Source organism: Rouxiella chamberiensis, from assembly GCF_026967475.1.
Classification (GTDB): Bacteria; Pseudomonadota; Gammaproteobacteria; order Enterobacterales; family Enterobacteriaceae; genus Rouxiella; species Rouxiella chamberiensis.
Genome location: NZ_CP114058.1, coordinates 56,195 through 71,800, shown reverse-complemented (window position 1 = coordinate 71,800; position 15,606 = coordinate 56,195). Strand labels below are relative to the sequence as shown.

The 15,606-nt window shown below is 52.7% G+C and carries 12 protein-coding genes and 3 pseudogenes; 7 read left to right on the top strand and 8 right to left on the bottom strand.

Annotation, left to right across the window (positions count from 1 at the left end; all coding sequences use genetic code 11):
- Window positions 1–65 precede the first annotated feature (65 nt).
- On the top strand, window positions 66–1,244 hold the full coding sequence (locus O1V66_RS00355; RefSeq protein WP_045049350.1) for an MFS transporter: 1,179 nt from the start codon (window positions 66–68) through the stop codon (window positions 1,242–1,244).
- Window positions 1,245–1,335: 91 nt separating this feature from the next.
- Here the strand turns inward: O1V66_RS00355 and O1V66_RS00350 are convergent, their stop codons facing one another.
- Entirely contained in the window at window positions 1,336–2,358 is a 1,023-nt protein-coding gene (locus O1V66_RS00350; RefSeq protein ID WP_045049351.1) for an oxidoreductase, read from the bottom strand.
- 374 nt (window positions 2,359–2,732) lie between these two features.
- On the opposite strand from O1V66_RS00350, the gene O1V66_RS00345 reads away from it, so the two are divergent.
- From O1V66_RS00345 to O1V66_RS00335, 3 genes are all read left to right on the top strand, one after another.
- Window positions 2,733–4,238, top strand: a complete 1,506-nt coding sequence (locus tag O1V66_RS00345) for a CoA-acylating methylmalonate-semialdehyde dehydrogenase (RefSeq protein ID WP_045049352.1) — start codon at window positions 2,733–2,735, stop codon at window positions 4,236–4,238.
- 24 nt (window positions 4,239–4,262) lie between these two features.
- Window positions 4,263–5,084: a 5-deoxy-glucuronate isomerase gene (gene iolB / locus O1V66_RS00340; protein WP_045049353.1), complete on the top strand. Its 822-nt coding sequence runs from the start codon at window positions 4,263–4,265 to the stop codon at window positions 5,082–5,084.
- 80 nt (window positions 5,085–5,164) lie between these two features.
- Complete coding sequence (locus O1V66_RS00335; RefSeq protein ID WP_045049354.1) at window positions 5,165–5,977, top strand: TIM barrel protein; 813 nt, start codon at window positions 5,165–5,167, stop codon at window positions 5,975–5,977.
- A gap of 130 nt (window positions 5,978–6,107) precedes the next feature.
- Here O1V66_RS00335 and O1V66_RS00330 read toward each other — a convergent pair.
- The 4 genes and pseudogenes from O1V66_RS00330 to O1V66_RS00315 form a co-directional block, all read right to left on the bottom strand.
- A pseudogene (locus O1V66_RS00330) lies at window positions 6,108–6,943 on the bottom strand (MurR/RpiR family transcriptional regulator).
- A 183-nt stretch (window positions 6,944–7,126) separates the two neighbouring features.
- Complete coding sequence (locus O1V66_RS00325; RefSeq protein ID WP_045049356.1) at window positions 7,127–7,954, bottom strand: sugar phosphate isomerase/epimerase family protein; 828 nt, start codon at window positions 7,952–7,954, stop codon at window positions 7,127–7,129.
- Window positions 7,955–7,963: 9 nt separating this feature from the next.
- Window positions 7,964–8,877: pseudogene (locus tag O1V66_RS00320) on the bottom strand (TIM barrel protein).
- A 157-nt stretch (window positions 8,878–9,034) separates the two neighbouring features.
- Window positions 9,035–9,442, bottom strand: coding sequence for an InvB/SpaK family type III secretion system chaperone (locus O1V66_RS00315; protein WP_045049357.1), 408 nt, complete (start codon window positions 9,440–9,442; stop codon window positions 9,035–9,037).
- Between the two features lie 118 nt (window positions 9,443–9,560).
- Here O1V66_RS00315 and O1V66_RS00310 point away from each other — a divergent pair, with 118 nt between their 5' ends.
- Window positions 9,561–10,028, top strand: coding sequence for a DUF3237 family protein (locus tag O1V66_RS00310; RefSeq protein ID WP_045049358.1), 468 nt, complete (start codon window positions 9,561–9,563; stop codon window positions 10,026–10,028).
- Here the strand turns inward: O1V66_RS00310 and O1V66_RS00305 are convergent.
- From O1V66_RS00305 to O1V66_RS00295, 3 genes are all read right to left on the bottom strand, one after another.
- Window positions 10,025–10,918: a serine hydrolase domain-containing protein gene (locus O1V66_RS00305; protein ID WP_269128018.1), complete on the bottom strand. Its 894-nt coding sequence runs from the start codon at window positions 10,916–10,918 to the stop codon at window positions 10,025–10,027. The two genes, O1V66_RS00310 and O1V66_RS00305, sit on opposite strands and share 4 nt — an antisense overlap.
- Window positions 10,915–11,190, bottom strand: coding sequence for a cupin domain-containing protein (locus O1V66_RS00300; protein ID WP_045049359.1), 276 nt, complete (start codon window positions 11,188–11,190; stop codon window positions 10,915–10,917). Before O1V66_RS00300 ends, O1V66_RS00305 begins: the two co-directional genes overlap by 4 nt.
- Before the next feature lie 114 nt (window positions 11,191–11,304).
- Window positions 11,305–13,059 (bottom strand): SgrR family transcriptional regulator, encoded by a 1,755-nt coding sequence (locus tag O1V66_RS00295; RefSeq protein ID WP_045049360.1) that lies wholly within the window; start codon window positions 13,057–13,059, stop codon window positions 11,305–11,307.
- A gap of 153 nt (window positions 13,060–13,212) precedes the next feature.
- On the opposite strand from O1V66_RS00295, the pseudogene O1V66_RS00290 reads away from it, so the two are divergent.
- Together O1V66_RS00290 and O1V66_RS00285 are read left to right on the top strand one after the other, a co-directional pair.
- Window positions 13,213–14,038 (top strand): annotated as a pseudogene (locus O1V66_RS00290) (shikimate 5-dehydrogenase).
- A gap of 290 nt (window positions 14,039–14,328) precedes the next feature.
- Window positions 14,329–15,537, top strand: a complete 1,209-nt coding sequence (locus O1V66_RS00285; RefSeq protein WP_045049362.1) for an aldose 1-epimerase family protein — start codon at window positions 14,329–14,331, stop codon at window positions 15,535–15,537.
- Window positions 15,538–15,606: the final 69 nt, after the last annotated feature.

The window sequence follows — 15,606 nt, the reverse complement described above, 5'->3', positions numbered from 1 at the left end:
CTGCTTCTCACGTTCCCCACTAACCCTGCCACTTTTTTCGACATTCACTACCACGGTAATCGCCGATGAGCACATTGATTCAGGCACCGCACCCGCGTCGTCTTTTGTTACGTATCAGCATGGCAATGTTTATCGCCTATCTTTCCATCGGGTTACCGCTCGGCATTCTTCCCCTATATGTCCACCAGCAGCTGGGGCTGAGTGACGTGATGGTCGGGATTGCCATCGGCACCCAGTTTATTGTCACGCTTATCACCCGCAGTACCGCCGGACGGCTGGCCGATAACCACGGTGCCCGTCGCACCGCATTTATGGGCATGGCAAGCTGTGCCGCGTCAGGCGTTGCCACCCTTGCCGCCGCGTTGATGCCGCAGCCTTCCGTCGAACTGGCTTTTGCGCTGCTGATTGTGGGCCGCATCCTGCTTGGCATAGGAGAGAGTCTGCTGCTGACCGGGAATCTGACCTGGGGCATGGGTCTGGCCGGAGACGGGTTGGCAGGCAAGGTGATGTCGTGGAACGGCATGGCGACCTACGGCGCGATGGCGGCCGGTGCGCCGCTGGGTCTGGCGCTGTATTACGCCGAGGGCATGGCGACCACCGCCGCGCTGATGCTCATGCTGCCGCTGATTGCGCTGCTGGTCGACCGTGGCGTGCCGGCGGTGGCCGCTCACGGCGGTAAACGTCAGCCGCTCGGCACTATCTGGGCCAGCATCTGGCGGCCGGGACTGGGATTGATGTTGCAGGGCATTGGCTTTTCGGTGCTGAGTGTGTTTATCACACTGTATTTCAATCAGTTTGGCTGGTCCTATGCCGGATTCGCCCTCACGGCCTTTGGCTGCGCCTTTATCGCCGTGCGGATGGTTCTGGGTCATCTTCCAGACAAACTCGGCGGGATCAGGGTGGCACAATATTCCCTGCTGGTTGAATGTGCGGGACTGGTACTGATATGTCTGGCCACTCATCCGTTGATGGCATTGGCCGGCGCGGCACTTACCGGTTGTGGCTGCTCGCTTATCTTCCCCTCGCTCGGGGTCGAAGTGGTGCGGCGTGTACCTGCCGAGGCCCGAGGCACCGCGTTGGGCGGCTATTCGGCTTTTCAGGATCTCGCCTACGGCCTGACGGGTCCGCTTGCGGGCATATTGTCGAGCCATGCCGGATATCGCAGCGTCTTTATATTGGCGGCCGGCTGCGCGTTTCTCGGCATGCTGCTGGTGAAGTTAGGGCTGGGTCGGCGACGGCCATAAAAAACCGGTGCCTTTAGCGCCGGTCAGTTCTTCATAATCAGAAAAAAATCAGGAATAAATCAGATAAAAATCAGATTGGCTCGCCGCTCTTTTACAGTCGCGGCGTATTTTCAATAATCCGCATGGTGGTCAGCGCCTGCTCGACCTTGACGGGTGGCTCTCCTATACCGCGCAGTGCATCCCGCAATTGCAGATAAAACGCCGGATAGTTACCGTCAACGCCGTGATAGGTCGTTTCAATGACCTTATCGCCCTCACGACGATAAAGCGTGCCCGGCAGTTCGTCATGGCCCCACCCCGGACTGCCCGGCTCGATACCGGCAACCAATGCCGCTTCCTGCGGATCCTGACCGTATTTCACAAAGCTGCCTTCGGTGCCGTTAATGCGAAAACGCGGTGGCTCCCAGGCGCTGAGCAAGGTGCCGTGCAGCACCACACGCAGTGACGGATACACGAAAGTGCCGTGGAAAAAGTCCGGGCTGCTGGCGCCCTCACGTTGGGTGTCAAAGGTGACGACACTCTGTTGCGGCTCACCAAAGAGCTGCACCATCTGGTCGATGAGGTGAGCGCCCAAATCAAACCATACGCCCGACCCTTGAGTCTTCTTCTCTCGCCAACCCGCGTTGACGCCGGGTTGAAACAGGGTGTAGCTGGACTCGAAATAACGTACCTCGCCCAGAGCCTTCTCTTCCAGCAGCTTGCGTACGGTCAGGAAATTGTTGTCATAACGCCGGTTCTGGAAAGGACACAATATACGCTGCTGCCGAATCGCCAGCGCCGCCAACTCTTCGGCCTCGGCAGCTGTAACGGTAAACGGCTTGTCGACCACCACGTTTTTCCCGGCCAGCAAGGCAGCTTTTGCCAGGGGAAAGTGCGTCAGATTGGGCATTGCTATCACCACCAGCTCAATATCGGGATCGTCAAACACCGCATCGACGTTATCTACTCGCGTAAAGGGAGAGTCTTCCTGAAGAGAAGCATGCTTATCACACACCGTTTTCACTTCCAGACCCGGTGTCGCGGCCAATAAACGCGAATGAATGTTCTTGCCGGAAAAACCGTACCCGATAATGCCTACCTTGATGCTCGATTCGGACGACGCGCTATGTGACATGGTTCAAATCCTCTACGTAAGACGGCTCAGCTTTCCAAATTAAATCACTAATGAACTTTTTATACCGTTTTTTTGAAATAAATAATGTTATCTGGATCATAAAATGCCTGGTGCTCTCTTGCGAAATCCCGACGCAAAGCGGATAACTTTCATAAGAAAAATAAAGGATTTAAATCAACAAAGTAGCTAATAATCAAACTTTAAAATAGCCATAACCTTCCTCGTGTATTTCCGAAAAGCAAGCTACGGATCACAGAAAAATAAATTCCATTAAATTTAATTTGAAACATTTAGTTCAAAGTAATATGTTTAAAACTGTCGGGTGGCCCCTATGGGGTCCAGAAACTCATTACGGTCCTGAGGTAAGGTAGAAGATGGAAACAATCGCGAATTTCATTAATGGCCAACGCATCGTCAGCAGCAGCAAAGAGACGTTGCCCGTCACCAATCCGGCCACCGGTCAGGTTATCCGCCAGGTCACACAAAGCTCCGAACAGGAAGTGTTGCAGGCCATCGAACATGCACACAACGCCTTCCCGGCCTGGTCGAAAACCCCGCCACTGCGCCGTGCGCGCATCCTTTTCGAGTTCAAGGCGCTTATCGAGAAAAACCGTGACGAACTGGCTGAACTGATCGTCAGTGAGCACGGTAAAGTCTTTTCCGACGCACTGGGCGAGCTGACCCGTGGTCTGGAAGTGGTCGAATTTGCCTGCGGTATTCCGCATCTGCAAAAGGGCGAATACTCCAATAATGTGGGAACAGGCGTTGACAGCTTCTCCGTGATGCAGCCGCTGGGCGTTGTGGCGGGCATTACCCCGTTCAACTTCCCCGCGATGGTGCCGATGTGGATGTTCCCGCTTGCCCTCGCCTGCGGTAACACCTTTATTCTGAAACCGCCTGCTCCGGCACCTTCTGCCTCCCTGCGTCTGGCCGAATTGCTGAAAGAAGCCGGTTTGCCGGATGGCGTATTCAACGTGGTTCACTGTGGCAACGACGCCGCCAGCCTGCTCACCACCGATGAACGTATTCAGGCGGTAAGCTTTGTCGGCTCCTCGTCTGTTGCCCAGCATATCTATGCCACCGCCAGTGCGCACGGCAAACGCGTGCAGGCCTTCGGCGCCGCGAAGAACCATGCCATTGTCATGCCGGATGCCGATCTCGACGCCACCGTACAGGCGATTATGGGCGGCGCTTTCGGTTCGGCCGGTGAACGCTGCATGGCGCTGCCTATCGTGGTCGCGGTTGGTGACGACACGGCAGACAAACTGATTGCCAAACTGACGCCGCTGGTCAATGCCCTGCGCATCGGTCCGGGCAATCTGCGTGGCAAGGAAGAGAACGAAATGGGGCCGGTAATTTCCAAGGCGCATCAGACCAAAGTGCTCGGCTATATCGACCACGGCGTGTCTGAGGGTGCAAAACTGGTTATCGATGGCCGCAACCATAAAGTGGAAGGTCACCCAGAAGGTTTCTATGTGGGCGGCACGCTATTCGATAACGTGACTACCAATATGAAAATCTACCGTGAAGAGATCTTCGGGCCGGTCCTGGGCATTGTGCGCGAGAAGGATTTCGAATCGGCACTGGCAACGGTGAATGGCCATGAATTCGGTAACGGCAGCGCTATCTTCACCACCAATGGTCACTACGCGCGCGAATTCGTGCAGAACGTGGAAGCCGGTATGGTGGGCGTCAATATCCCGGTTCCTGTGCCGGTTGCCTTCCACTCGTTTGGTGGCTGGAAACGCTCCGTGTTCGGCGCGTTGAACGTGCATGGTCCCGACGGCGTTCGCTTCTATACTCGTATGAAAACCGTGACCACTCGCTGGCCGACCGGACAACACACCGTTGCCGAGTTCAGCATGCCAACGTTAGGTTAAGATTTTCAAAACAAGGAGAGAAATATGTCCCGCTTGCTCAGTAAATACGCCCCGTCGAAAGACGGCCGTATCCAGCATGTCACGCCGGAAAGTGCGGGCTGGAAGTACGTTGGTTTCGACGTTTATCAACTGGAAGAGGGGCAGACGCTGGATCTGCCCGCCGATGACAAAGAGCGCTGCCTGGTGCTGGTATCAGGTCGGGCAAGCGTGGTGACGCCCGCAGAGACTTTCGAAAATATCGGCGAGAGAATGAGCCCTTTCGAACGCATACCAGCATGGTCGGTATACGTGCCGCACAATACGATTTCGAAAGTCAAAGCCGAGACGGCTCTCGAACTGGCGGTATGCAGCGCACCAGGCTTTGGCTCGCTGCCTGTACGTCTGATTGCGCCGAAGGACGTCGGCGTCGAGCGTCGAGGTAAAGGCCGCAACCGCCGTCTGGTGCATAACATTCTGCCGGATGACCAACCTGCCGACAGCTTGCTGGTCGTCGAGGTGTATACCGACGAGGGCGATAGCAGTTCCTACCCGAGCCACAAGCACGACACGCCGGTCGAGGGCAAGGAAACCTACCTCGAAGAGACCTACTATCACCGTTTCGATCCTCCCCAGGGTTTCGCCCTGCATCGGGTCTATACCGACGATCGTTCTCTTGACGAGTGCATGGCGCCTTACGACCGCGATGTCGTGCAGGTTCCACGCGGTTATCATCCGGTCGCTACCATTGCCGGATACGATAACTACTACCTGAACGTGATGGCCGGTCCAGAGCGCAAATGGCAATTCACCTGGGAGAAAGATCACGCCTGGGTCAATTCGCCGGACTATCCGCGCAACAAGGACTAGCCCTCGACTCGCCGTTCTCGCGCTAAATTTCAAGGCAGCCTCCGGGCTGCTTTTTTAGAAATTTTTTTAGGGAGTTCGTGATGTTTACATCCTCTTCATCGCCTTTCCAACTGGCCGTCTGCGCCGAAATGGTCTTTCTGGATTTACCCTTTATCGAACGTGTGAAGCGTATTCATGCCGCCGGATATGCCGTTGAAATCTGGGACTGGACGCAAAAAGATATCGATGCGCTGGCCGCGACAGGCGCGCGCTTTACCTCCATGACCGGCTATATCAGCGGTAATCTGCTCGACGACGACGAGATTGAGAAACTGCTGGAAACGGCCGAAATCTCCATCGAGATTGCCCAGCGCCTGAACTGCCCCTGTCTTAATCTGCACGGTACCGGACTCGACGGCCGCGGACTGCCTATTGCGCCCGTAAGCGAAGTTACAGGTGCAATGTGGATAAAGGCTTACGACACACTGTGCGCGATTGCCAGACTCGGCGAACGTTATCAGAAAGTGTTTCTGCTGGAGAATCTGAATACCCTTGTCGATCACCCCGGCACGCCGTTTGCCAAAGCCAGCGATACGTTGGCGCTGATTTCAAAGGTCAACAGCCCGTGGCTGAAGCTGAATCTGGATCTCTATCATGCCCAGATCGGCGAAGGGAATCTGATTGAAATTATCCGCCGCTCAGCACCTTACATCGGCGAAATTCAGGTCGCCGACGTTCCTGGCCGCAAAGAACCCGGCACCGGAGAAATAAATTACCCCGCCGTCGCCAAAGCCCTGTATGACACAGGTTATCGCGGCGTGGTGGGGATGGAGGCGTGGGCAGAAGGTGATTGCGATATCGCGATCGCGCGCTTTTCAAAAGCGTTTAGCGTGAAACAGGATGTGAAGGTGTAGACACAATGAAATTTATAAAGGCGATAGACGCTATCGCCTTTGAAAGTCAGGCTTTCGAACCGTTATTCCGGCATTCAGACCTTGTCTTTAAGCAGCAACATGCCAGTCTTCAATCTACCCCGTCCCGCAGTTAACCGGCGCTATTGAGGGCGAGTGAAACCGCGAGGGTTTGTGCCAGACACATTGAGGCGACCTGAGAACGGAACCCGTCGAGTTGCGCTTCCCGCACGACAAAACAGACATCACTGAAAGCCGCAAGCGGGCTGACCTGGCTGTCGGTTATTACAATCTGCCGCGCACCTCGGCGAGCGCCAAGCTGGACAAGCTCCATGGCTTCTGCGGCATAGGGAGAATAACTGATGGCGATAACCACATCATTGGGACTGACCATGCTGAGTTGTTCCGAGAACATGCCGCCTAAACCATCTATCAGGAAAGCGCGGCGTTCAAGATGACGCAGTGCATAGGTCAAATAGCTTGCGACACTGAACGAACGGCGCAAGCCGATGATATAGATATTGTCGGCCCGTGACAGCATGGCGATGGCATCGTCCAATTGCTCGGCGGTGATGTGCATAGGCAACTGCTGCAATGCCTGCGCATTGACCATCGAGAACATATTCAGCACTTCGTCGGGTTTTTCCGGCGCGGCAATGCCGTCGTCGGCAGAAGACTTTCGAAATAAACGTGCACGTTCCGTATAACTGACCGTCTCTTCCATCAGCTGCTGACGAAATACCTGTTTCATTTCATTGAAACCGCTGAAGCCAAACGCGCTGGCAAAACGAATCAGGGTTGAGGGGGAACATCGGCACGCTGGGCAATGGACGCAACCGTATCAAATGCCACGCTGTTGCTATTATCAAGGATATAGCGTGCCACCTGCTTTAGACGCTTGCTAAGGCTGTCATAACGGGTGCGGATGTCTTCCTGTAAAATAGACAATTGAGTTGTATGTTTTGACACGGAAGTGGCCCTTTTAAAAACATCATGTTGAATGCTTCAGTCTAACAAAATGAACAAAATATTTCATTCGCAGACTCCGAGCAGGATCCCATTTTAAGAACATCCTTGTTCTACAGCGGCCGTTTTCAGCCGCAGAGTCATCTCTTCACGCCGTTATCATGAACAGAATACCCGTCGAGCGTATTAACGGCTTGTCCAGGCGGTCAGGCTTTCGAAGTTGTCTTTGCCTATCTGCCACAGGTCGTCTTCCCAATGCGTTGGGCTTAACTGTTCGGGACACCAGACGCCGTCATAGCCGGTGGCGCGCACGGCATCAATCCAGGCCGCGATGTCGACATCCCCTTCCCCCGGTTGATAATCGCGCTGAACCCATTCGTCCCATGCTTCACCCGGACGTGCGGCACGCCCGTCACAGAAATGGATGCCGTAAATGAGATTGACGTCCATACGGGCCACTTCTTCAGGCTGGGTATTGCCGCCCGCGTGTAGATGCCAGAAGTCGATAACCAGCCCCACATTGTCGCGCCCTACGCGTTTAATGACTTCCAGTCCCTGGCTCAAGCTGTTGAAGCGAGTGAAGGCTACGACTTCGATTTGCAGTTTGATTCCGTACTCTTTGGCAATATCGGCGATGTCGGCAATATTGTGCACCAGAATCTCGTTGCGCGCGTCTTCACTCAGATGATCCAGTTCATTCAGCGCCATGATTTGCACCACCGGGCATTTCAGAACCTGCGCGGCGTGGCAGATTTTATGTGCTTCCTTGAGCATCTCGGCGCGCTCTTCGGGCTGATGGCGGCCGATGCGTTTTAGCGCATTGATGCAACTTATCTCAACGCCGTGCTGTTCCGTCAGTGCCAGAAACTTTTCAAGTGAACCGCCGTTTTCGACGTAACGAAACAGATGTTCGGGCAAAATTTCCAGGGCATCGAAGCCCGTTTCACTGGCGATACGCAACTGTGTCACCGCATTGCTATACCAGACGGAAACACCGTGGAATGCTTTTTTCATGATTTCTCCCTAAAAACCCATATGCTTTAAATAAGATAGACTCGCCGTAACATCGGCTAGACTGCCCGCGACGTCACGAGGGTCACGTTCCTGTTCGATGGTTATCCAGCCCTGCCAGTGGTAGCTGTCCAGCATGGCTTTTACCGCTGCGTAGTCGATGTCGCCCTGCCCTAACGGACACATCACGCCCTGCGCGCAGGCGGTGAAAAAGTCGGTACCTTGTGCAATAACCTGCTGAAAAACTGTCTTGTTTACATCTTTAAAATGAAGATAGTCCAGACGGTCAATATAGCGCTCAATCCATTTTTCGGGCGACAGACCGGCATAATAGAGGTGTCCGGTGTCCAGACAGAGGCCCGCTTCCTGTGAAGGGATCGCGGCCGCAATGCGTTCTATTTCATCGCCAAATTCAATATAGCCGCCCGCATGAGGATGTATGACGGGGCGCACCTGATATTCCTGCGTCGCAATCCGCGAGATTTCGCGAATATGACTGACCAGACGTTGCCAGTCTTCGGCACCCAGTCGAGGCGCTTTATCCGGTTGTCCGGCGAACTTTGCGCGGTCGGGATTACCGAAATCGATAATGACGAGATAAGGCGGTGCAAAGGTGCCGAGGCCGCGGGCAATGCGCGTATGACGCAACACATGGCAGACTTTATGGGTCAGTTCGACCATTTTCGGGAAATTGGTTTCTGAAACCAAATCGTCGAACAGCGTGCCTGCAACCAATGACAGCGCATGTTTCTCCAATGCCTGCGTCAAGGTTTGTGGATCCTGGGGCAAAAACCCCAAGGGCCTAGCTCCAGACTCGAATAGCCAGCCTGTCGGGCCTCCTGCAAGACTTTCTCGAAAGGAGGAAGGTAGGGATTTTTAGGGTCGTCAACGCCCCAGCTACAGGGCGCATTGGCAATCGCGTACATGGTCAACCTCATCAGTTTTTAACTGCTGTATGAGATATACTTTGCACATAATGAAACAAACAAGCCATTTAAATGATCTATGAAATATTGATATCGTGACGCCCATCAAATTAACTCATAGAATAGGTTCAAGATAACGTTCCGGACAGGCTGCTCGTTACCTTGATTGACTGAAACGTTCGTTCAATCTTAAACAGAGTACATAGAAGCCTTCCAGCAACTCCTCCAGTCTCGATTCTTCGTCGAAACAGAGGTCATCAACCAGCGCCTTGAGCTCGTAGCCTTCACTTCCCAAACCCAGAACGGGCTGGCCGGTGACGACCCAGCACAGCGCTTCCTGCAACTCCTCCCACAGTTCGGCACCCCATGAGCTGAACGTCGAGCTGTCCATCCAGGTCAGGGCGCTCCATAACCATAGGCGATCGTCAATGACGGAAAAAAACAGGCTGGGAATATTGGTAAAGCTGATTTCAATGGTGGAATGAGCATCAAACTGATTTGCATCGACTGGATACCCCATATTACTCAGGGTGTTACGCAAACGTTCTGCGATGTTATAGTTCATCTCTTCTTTCCTTGAAATTTATGATTTTTTTGCAGGGAACCACCTCCCTGCCAGCGGGTACAAACTAGACCGGTTTCTGCCCGCAAACAGCTATAAATCGCTCAAATGCGGAGGAAAAATGCAGCCAGAGCTTAAATACAGTTTTTCAATCGAGATAGAGGTCGACAAACCGGTAATGGTTAACGCGACGGCAGAAGGCGGTAAACGCCAGCTGATTTCCATTCTGGAAGGTAAGGTCAGCGGGAAAATTACGGGAACGGTTTTACCCGGCGGTATCGACAGCCAGATAATTTTTCCGGATGGAACCTGCCATTTATCAGCACGTTACGGCGTACAAACCGATCAGGGCTGCGTATATATCGAGAACAATGGCATCCGTCGGATCCCGGCGCAGTGGCGTGATCGGCTATTTGACGAAGATATGTCTTTTTTCAACGAGATACCGCAGGAAGCTATCTATTTCAAAGCGGTGCCGAAGTTTGAGATTTACAGTGAGGCGCTACGCTGGATGACGGAATCTATTTTCATTTGCACCGGTCAACGCACCGCGCAGGGCGTTTCCCTGCAATTTTATGAACTGCTTTAAGTGCGCGATTCGGCGCGTTGTGTCGCAAAGAACCCGGCCACGCCTTCATCGCAACCGTCGGTAAAGCAGGCCACGGTCAGAGGCGCTTCGCGGTCCGGAAAGTGGTAGACCGCGTTGACGCAAAAAGGCCCCGCGCCCGAATGGCCGATGACACGGCCCAACCCCTCGACGGTTCCACTCATCAGGCCCAGCGCATAGCCACATTCGTGCCACGGACGCCCTGGAATCGGCCCTCCCAGCGGACAGCGCGTCAGCATCTGTTGCAGCGATTTTTCGCCAATCAGCGTTCCGTTAAACAGGCCATGCAGTATCTTTGCCGCCTCTTCGGCGGTTCCCGTCAAACATCCATGATAAACCCAGCCGGGGTGATAATTCGCCGCCTCTTTCCAATGCAGTGCCGCAAACTGTTGCGGAGTACGGGCCAGTTCAAGGCTTTTCAAACCTAGCGGCGTGGCTATCAACTCGTCGACAAGTTCGTCGAAGCCCTTTCCGGAAAGGCTTTCTAAAGACTCGCGTGCCAGCATGTAACCAGTATTGGAGTAAGACCAGCCCTCTCCGGGCGCAAACAACGGTCCCGAAGCTTGAACGGCGGCGAGCAGTTTATCTCGTGACCATGGCGTATTATTCAACGCCACATCGCGATGATAGTCGGCAATCTGCCCATAATCCGCGAGTCCGGCAGTATGACGCAGCAAGTGCCGGAGTGAATAAGGCTGTTGGCAAAGAGGCTCGTCGAGGTCGATTATCCCCTTTTCTGCAAGCTTCATGGCGCAGAGCGCAATAATGGTTTTCGTGAAACTCCAGTAGGGAAAGCGCAAGTTCGCCTCACCCGTAGAGCGCTGCATCGCGCTGTCGCCGATACTGCACCAGTGGAATTCACGCGGGATCATCTTAAAGCCCTGCGCCCGGAAAGGTAGCGAACGCCCTGTGGCCCAAAGCTTTCTGAATGTGGCTCGTCAGGCTGTAAATGGAATATTTCACCCGCGAGATAGGTTCGTTCGCCCTCTGCCGTTCGAATGCGTATTTCACCCTCGAGAATCAACGCCTTGGCTTCAAAGGGATGAGCATGGGAGCCAAGCTCTCCAAATGCGTCACGTTCTACCAGAACCGGGGCTTCAAACCCCTGCGCTTTCAATGCATTGATAAACTGTTCTTCCTGCATAATCACTCCAGAGTCAATTCGTTTAGGCGGTTTCAAAATTAAGGCTAGCAAGTCCGGAAAAAAGCGGCACGCTTTTTAGCCTCGATATTCTAGCCTCGATATCGAAAACCCATTTTACTCTGGCTCCATCCATGTTGTTTTAAAATCGAACCACCCTAAATTGTTGAGATGAATACCTTGCGCCTGTTCGGGTCCCTTGAGACGCATCCAATGATGGAACAGAGGTTGCAGCCAGCCCTCCCCCACGACATTCTGTACCAGTTGCTGTGAAGTTAGTGATTGCTCGCGCCATTGTTGTCGCCATCGTTCGAAAACAGCACTATTACCGCCGGAAATATTCTCTTTCAGCAACGGCATGTCTAAAAGCCAGGCCCCCACATTCCACTCTTCCGGGATCGGAAAGTTGACTGTGCCGAGCCACAGATCGACGTTGGCCGTTCCATTGGCCCACTGCTCATAATCAAGCTCCTTGATGTCTAAAACGATCGCTTTATCGGCAAGAACTTTCTGCATATCCAACGCCAGCATACGGAACTCGGGGTGCTGGGCATGATAGGCAAGCGTCATTCGACAAGGAGTTTGCGGAGCAAGGATCTCCCCGGCATCCATACCGTGAAACCAGGACGGCAGCAGGCTACCCGTGGGCACCCAAAACTGACGAATAGGCTCGATTAATTGTTGAATCAACAAGTTAGGGTTGAGATTCTCCCGTAACCAGCGGCGTGTCGCTTTTTTCTGCCAATGCGAAGAACGACTATCGCACAGCAGGAAATAACCACCGCGTTCCAGAAACATCTCACTCGACATATCGGAAGGTTTACCGGTGAAATTCACGGCATGACCGGCAACATAATCGATATCGCTGATGCTCGAACTAAGCCAAGCCGCCGACTGTGAGGGCATGGCGTGCGCCAGCGCGTTATTTTCAGTCTTTGAAAAAGTGGCCAAATCGGGCCACATCAGCACTTCAACTTCATCGAGCAATGCTCGAAAACCGAAATAATGATCGAATGCTTTCAAAAGCAGATGCCAATCGTTGTTTTCACTGACCCGATAAGGCCCTGTGCCAACGGGATGTGAAGCAAAATTCGCTCGCGAGGCATGGTCGGCTGGCAAGACAAGGGCCGCCGGATGAGACAATAAAAGAGGAAGTTGTATGTCCGCCTGCGAAAGTTCGACTACGATGCCGAGCACGCCACGGCATTCCACACGTTTAATATGCGAAAACAGCGGCGCCTTACGACAGCGGTTCAGTGAAACCGCTACGTCTTCACTGGTCAATTCACGACCGTCATGAAACTGCACGCCCGGTCGCAGGTAAAAGTGCCAGCTCAGCGCATCCACTTGTCGCCAATGATGCGCCAGATCCTGCTCCACGCCGCCACTCGCCTCATTGATTCTCGTCAGGCCGTTAAAAATTTGTCGTACCAGATGAATTTCCGATCGTCTCAGGGGCGTGCCTGGGTAAAGGTTGGGCATGGTGCGATAATAAGGAACCCGTAAAGACTGGTAATCGTCGCGAATGTTAAAGCCTAATTTACTGCGCAGAAGGGTCGTCACCAGCTGTTTTTCATCGCCCAGTAAATTGATGGCCTGATCAAAATTGCCCGCATCTAGCAGCTTGTCTGCTTTTTCCATCATTAGCTGATGTGCATTACGCAGCAAAGTAAGCTGCGAACGATGCCCCCGCCCCGCCGTTGCCTGCCAGTGGATCCATTCACGCGCCTGCATTTGCACCAGCAAACTGCGCATATGACGCTTGGTACAGTGCAAATGGTCAGCCAAAGTCTGTAGCGTGGTGCTGCCATGCCGGGAGGGAAAAAGTGCAAGCAATCGCAGGTATTGCTGCAAAAGACGGTGACGAGCCATAAAAGAGGAACTCCAGTTTTCAAAACGCAGCAGTGTTTAATCTCACCTTTTTAGGACATTATTTAGTGATTCGCAATGACGATGAGCGATGTCTAGCATCGAGTTTCAGAGTCGCCGCTCTAACAAGGAATAAGACAAGGTAGGAATATTTTTATGACCAACCATTTGAATAAAGACACCACCGTGTGCATGTCATTGGCTGCAAGGCCGAGTAATTTTGGCACCCGTTTTCATAACTATCTCTATAATGCGCTGGACCTTGATTATCTTTATAAAGCTTTCACAACACAGGATCTCAACGGTGCCATTACGGGCGTACGGGCATTGGGTATTCGGGGCTGTGCCATTTCGATGCCTTTTAAAGAAGAGTGTATTCCCATGCTGGACGAGTTGGATGCCTCGGCGAAGGCCATCAACTCGGTGAATACCATCGTTAATACCGACGGCTATCTCAAAGCCTATAACACCGACTATATCGCCATCGCGACTTTATTGAAGCAGTACAAGGTTTCGTCGACGCTTACCTTTGCACTGCGTGGAAGCGGCGGTATGGCCAAGGCCGTAGCCTGCGCGCTAAAAGATGCCGGTTTTACTCAAGGCTATATCATTGCCAAGAATGAAAAAACCGGCCCGGAACTCGCCAATCTCTATGGATTTGAATGGCGCAAGGAATTGGATGATATCAAACCCGATCTGCTTATCAATGCCACGCCAATTGGCATGGCCGCCGGTGCAGATGCAGATAAGCTTTCCTTTAGCGAACCAGCAAATCCGGGACGCGCAGGTTATTTTTGAAGTCGTCGCGCTTCCGGCCGAAACACCTTTGCTGAAATTTGCCAAAAGCCAGAATAAAACCGTGATTACCGGCTCTGAAGTGTTTGCCATTCAAGCCGTCGAGCAGTTTGTTCTTTATACCGGCGTCAGGCCTGACGACGCATTATTTCAGCAGGCCGCGAAATATGCTCGTGAAGGTGTTTGATTGACAACCCGCACTCGCGGGTGATTTCTAACCTCCATGAATCGAGAGGATGAGTGGGTGCGTAAATAAGCTGAAACGATCCTCTTACTGGTCCGTTTTTCTCTGCTCATCGCACAGTTTTTTGTGTGCGTACGCTTTCTGCTCATCTTTAATTGTGATGTATCCCCCGCTTTAAACAGTTCGCCGCCGCCTTTTTCTCACGGGTGACTCGCCTCACGTTTTTAAATCTCTCAACTTTGTAGGCTGCAAGGGTTTCAAGCTAAATCAATTCAGCCAAAAGGGAATGAGTGATGAAAAAGCAGATTCTGGCAGGACTAATTCTGGCGTTAATCAGTGGTCACGCCGCCGCGAAAACGTGGGTGCTGACCGATGTTGACAGCAATACCGAACAGGGAAACTGGCAGGTGAACAGTGCGCAGCTGAAAGCATCGGGAGAAGCGTTCAGCATTGAGCAGAAAGTCTTGCACGGCGGGAAACAGGAAGGGTCTAAAGTCATTACTCTAACCAGTAAAAATGGGCTGACCATCATGCTGAGTCCGACAAGAGGGATGGATTTACTGCGAGTTACGGGTCACGGCGTGCGGCTTGGCTGGGATTCACCGGTCAACGAGGTGGTGAACCCCGCCTATATCAATCTGGAAAGCCGCAACGGGTTGGGCTGGCTGGAAGGTTTCAACGAAATGATGGTGCGCTGCGGCTTTGAATGGACCGGCCACCCTGTAACCAAAGACGGCGTTATCTACACACTGCACGGCAAAGCGGGCAATACACCAGCTTCGAAGGTTGAAGTCATTGTCGATGATAATGCGCCGCACGAAATTCGTATTCGTGGTCTGATTAAAGAACATACCTTCAAGAAAGCCAATCTCGAAACCTGGACGGAATTACGTTATGTGCCGGGCAGCGACGCATTTACCGTGCATGATGTTCTGACCAATCAGGCCGATTATCCGCACGATTATCAAATCATTTATCACAGTAATTTTGGTACGCCCATACTTGAAGAAAATGCGCGTTTTATTGCCCCGCTGGAATCTGTTTCGCCATTTAACGACTATGCGAAGAAAGGTCTGGATAATTGGGCAACCTATGGTGCACCGACCAAAGATTTCGACGAGATGGTCTTTAACTTGAAACCTAAAGCGGACAGCAGCGGTAAAACCATCGCGGCGGTGATTAACAGTAAAGGCGATAAAGGTGCCGCCATTGAATTCGATACGCATCAACTGCCTTTGCTGACGATGTGGAAAAACACCGACACGCTTAAACAGGGTTATGTTACCGGAATCGAACCGGGCACTAATTATGCTTATCCGGTGACTGTCGAAAAAGAACAGGGCCGCGTCAGGCAACTGCAACCCGGTCAAAGTACCGAATTTACCCTGACTTATTCACTGCTGAAAGATGCTTCCGCCGTACAAAAAGTTGAACAGCGAGTGAAAGACATTCAGGGTAGCGACCCGGCCAAAATAGATGAAAAACCGATCGCGGTAGAGTAACCGGTTTATCGGACATTATTTACAGTCAATTAAGTCAGGCACATTGAGGATAGAGAAGTAAAGCGCGGG

Bases quoted from the DNA above. Each gene is read 5' to 3' on its own strand.
- O1V66_RS00355 (WP_045049350.1), top strand. From the start codon at position 66: ATGAGCACATTGATTCAGGCACCGCACCCGCGTCGTCTTTTGTTACGT.
- O1V66_RS00350 (WP_045049351.1), bottom strand. From the start codon at position 2,358: ATGTCACATAGCGCGTCGTCCGAATCGAGCATCAAGGTAGGCATTATC.
- O1V66_RS00345 (WP_045049352.1), top strand. From the start codon at position 2,733: ATGGAAACAATCGCGAATTTCATTAATGGCCAACGCATCGTCAGCAGC.
- iolB (WP_045049353.1), top strand. From the start codon at position 4,263: ATGTCCCGCTTGCTCAGTAAATACGCCCCGTCGAAAGACGGCCGTATC.
- O1V66_RS00335 (WP_045049354.1), top strand. From the start codon at position 5,165: ATGTTTACATCCTCTTCATCGCCTTTCCAACTGGCCGTCTGCGCCGAA.
- O1V66_RS00325 (WP_045049356.1), bottom strand. From the start codon at position 7,954: ATGAAAAAAGCATTCCACGGTGTTTCCGTCTGGTATAGCAATGCGGTG.
- O1V66_RS00315 (WP_045049357.1), bottom strand. From the start codon at position 9,442: ATGAACTATAACATCGCAGAACGTTTGCGTAACACCCTGAGTAATATG.
- O1V66_RS00310 (WP_045049358.1), top strand. From the start codon at position 9,561: ATGCAGCCAGAGCTTAAATACAGTTTTTCAATCGAGATAGAGGTCGAC.
- O1V66_RS00305 (WP_269128018.1), bottom strand. From the start codon at position 10,918: ATGATCCCGCGTGAATTCCACTGGTGCAGTATCGGCGACAGCGCGATG.
- O1V66_RS00300 (WP_045049359.1), bottom strand. From the start codon at position 11,190: ATGCAGGAAGAACAGTTTATCAATGCATTGAAAGCGCAGGGGTTTGAA.
- O1V66_RS00295 (WP_045049360.1), bottom strand. From the start codon at position 13,059: ATGGCTCGTCACCGTCTTTTGCAGCAATACCTGCGATTGCTTGCACTT.
- O1V66_RS00285 (WP_045049362.1), top strand. From the start codon at position 14,329: ATGAAAAAGCAGATTCTGGCAGGACTAATTCTGGCGTTAATCAGTGGT.